Origin of the sequence: Flavobacterium sp. (assembly GCF_044339515.1) — a bacterium.
In the GTDB taxonomy this organism is placed as follows: Bacteria; Bacteroidota; Bacteroidia; order Flavobacteriales; family Flavobacteriaceae; genus Flavobacterium.
In genome coordinates, this window is sequence record NZ_JBIIVK010000097.1 from 1 (window position 1) to 3,275 (window position 3,275).

General features: G+C 29.2%; 1 protein-coding gene and 2 pseudogenes. 1 reads left to right on the forward strand and 2 read right to left on the reverse strand.

Annotation, left to right across the window (positions count from 1 at the left end; genetic code table 11):
- Positions 1–111, forward strand: a pseudogene (locus ACIQ0M_RS15360) (IS5 family transposase); the annotation flags it as partial.
- A 514-nt stretch (positions 112–625) separates the two neighbouring features.
- On the opposite strand, the gene ACIQ0M_RS15365 reads toward ACIQ0M_RS15360, so the two are convergent.
- Together ACIQ0M_RS15365 and ACIQ0M_RS15370 are read right to left on the reverse strand one after the other, a co-directional pair.
- Positions 626–3,010: a carboxypeptidase regulatory-like domain-containing protein gene (locus ACIQ0M_RS15365; protein ID WP_396153814.1), complete on the reverse strand. Its 2,385-nt coding sequence runs from the start codon at positions 3,008–3,010 to the stop codon at positions 626–628.
- A 161-nt stretch (positions 3,011–3,171) separates the two neighbouring features.
- Positions 3,172–3,275 (reverse strand): annotated as a pseudogene (locus ACIQ0M_RS15370) (IS1595 family transposase); the annotation flags it as partial.

Consider the following 3,275-nt stretch of genomic DNA (forward strand, 5'->3'; position numbering starts at 1 on the left):
TTTAGGTCGTTACTCAATAGATTTGACACAACAATAGATAGCTGGTTAGGCTTTAATTATCTAGCTTTCATAATAATTGCACTAAAAAAATTTAATAAAATAAAAGTTTAAACGACTTCATTAAACATATAATCATCTTCAAAAATCTTCTTAAAAAAAAGTTTGTGTTTTTTAGAAGATTCTGTAAGTTTTATAATATCTTCAAAATTAGCACTAAATAAGTCCGATTTTTTTATTGCTACAAAATTTATTTGAGATTTTTTTTTATTTTTCAAAGCATTTATATCTGAAAAAAAAATTGGATTAAAATAAAATTTCTCAAAATATATCTTTTCGTCGTTTTCAACGAACGATTTTAACACTCCATGTTCTAAAAAAAAAAATATCCGATAAAGGTTCTTTATTTATTAAAACTACTTCATTTTTATTTAGTGTAATTGGTTTAAATAAACTAGCCAACTCAACTAGTTCTGATGTATTAAAATCAACATAATTTTTAGTAAATTGAACTAAACTATACAACATAACTTTTTCTTTATAATTTTAAAAAAATAGAGTTTGCTTTGTTGTTAAAAACTACTAACAAACCCTATTTCAAACAAATGAAACATGAAATTTTAAATTCTTAAAATTGAAATCTATAACCAAAATCTGGTTGAAATCCTATCTGATCGATTTGATTTACTTCTTGAGTCAGCCTATTATAATCTCTTGTAAATACATTACTATTGTTTGTAACATTTTGAAAATCTACATAAAATTGATGAGAACTTTTCTTTTTACTACTATTAAGTTTGAATCCGAATTTTATGTCAACACGCAAATAGGGGTCATATTGTTCACTAAAAGCATTAGCATCATCCCTTATTTCATAACCTGCTTCAATAGATGCAGGAAGATCAACGGGTGTGTAATATCTTCCACCAGCAGTTGTAAATTTAGTATTAATAGAAAAGACATTCTTTTTTGCTTTTCCTATTGTAAATTCTTTTCCGGCTAAAAGGTTGACTACATATCCATTGTTAAAAGGTGAATCTCTCTCTATGTTATCACTACCTTTAAATTTACTTTCAAATAGTGATGTAGTAAACAATAAATTATACCCTTTACTAAAAAATTTTTCAAGCGTAAATTCAACACCCTGATTAAAGCCTTTTCCATTGCTTACTAAAGAATTTTTATCAATAGAAAATCCAAAATCGGCACCTTCTGTTAAAGAAGAATATCCTGATGGAGTTTTTTCAACAGCAGCTTTATCAATGTCCTGATAATATATTTCAAATTTAGTACGCCACTTATTTGCAAATCGCAAGTCATAACCGATAACATAATGGGCACTTCTTACCAAATCTAAATTTCTGTTACTTTGAACCAAATTATCTCCAATAGTTTCATTTAAAAACAGCAAGGGGGCAGCTACATTTTGATGATGTAAACCATAGCCTATGTTAATTGAACTTTTGTTATTAATTGCATATGTTAATGAAGTTCTTGGTTCAATAACAAATTCTTCATTCAATGAAAAATATTGCCCATGCAAACCTGCGTTTAAGGTTAACTTTTCTGTAAATCTAAATTGTCCGGTAGCATAGGGCTGGACGATTGAATAAGATCCATCATTTGAAATTAAGTTTACAAAATCCGGCAGTTCATCACCATTGTTATCCTCTTGTCTATCTCTATCTGTTAATCTGTTTTCTAAAGTAAAACTTTCCAATAATAGCCCTGATCGAAAAGTAAACTTCTTCGAAATTTTTGAATTAAACAATGTTGAAAATGTAATTCTACTTTCAGTATTATCAACCTCTGTCCAACGTATTTTAAATTCGGTAGGAGTTTCTAAATTAAAATATCGATCACGTTCAAAAGTTTCAACTGATGTTGAGCTACTTATGACAGTTTTCAAATAAGATTTTGAACCTATATCAAGGGTATGTTTAATACCAAAAACTCCAAAACCAGAAGTTACAAAAGCATCCTCATCTCGTGTAGCAAATAAATCATCATTTGATAATTCAACATCTTTACCAATTAAATCAATATTTGAATTTCCAAAAATTCCAAATATTGAAAAATTTCCCCACTTACTTTTCCCTAAATCAACATTAAACGAAAAATCATTATAGTTTGGTTGAGCTGTTGTACCTGCTAATCCTAAAACTCCTACAATACCATATCTTCCAGCAACAAGAAATGAACCACCTTTTTTACCAAGTGGACCTTCTGCCATAACTTCTGCACCGGGAAACGCAGCAACTCCAACTGAATATTCATAATCTTTATTATTACCTTTTCGTAAACTTAAATCGAAAACACCTCCAATTGCATTACCATATTCAGCAGGAAAAGCTGATGTAATAAAATCTGAATTACTCAACAAATTTGGGTTTAAAGCAGAAACAGGACTTCCAGTTGTTCCTAATGTTGAAAAATGATTGGGACTAGGTATAGGAATACCTTCTAATCTCCAAAGTAAACCTGTGGGCGAATTTCCTCTAACAACAATATCATTTCTACTATCATCAGAAGTAGAAACCCCAGCAAAATTTGAAGCTAGTCGAGCTACATCACTTCTACCTCCTGCATATCTATTTACTTCTTCAGGAGAAAATTGACGAACTGAAACTGCTGCTAATTTGTTAATAGACTTCGCCTTGTTGTTACCCTCAGCTACAATCACAACTTCTTCTAATGAATCAAACTTTTCTATCAAGTAAACAGAAATTACAAAATCTTTTCCAGCTGTTAAATCAATGTCTGGAACTGTAGAACTTTCATATCCCAAATAATTAATTTGAATAGTTTGTCTCCCTAAAGGTACATTTTTTAATTCAAAACTTCCGCTTTCATCTGTTATAGTCCCCTTATTAGGATCACTTAATAAAACGATTGTAGCTCCTGCAATACTTTTCTCTGACTGTTTATCTAAAACAGTACCTCTAATTACACCAGTCTGAGCAAATGTGTTCATACTATTTACAAGTACAAATAAAAAGATTAGTTTTCTCATATTAATAGTTATTATTTTTGCAAAGAAAATTTAAATAAAATCTAATAAAATTGATTAAAGTCAATTAAATTGCTGTCACGTGTTAATGAATTAATCATTGTAAATAAATTAGCATTTAATTGTTTTTTTACTACATTTTTTTTTTGATTGTCCGTTATTAGTCATAACCCTGTAATGCTTGCTATCACTAGCCTGTCGAATAATTTTTCTTCAAAATACCGTCTATTAAGCTTGTAAACGAACTCATTTAGGTATAATTGTAAAT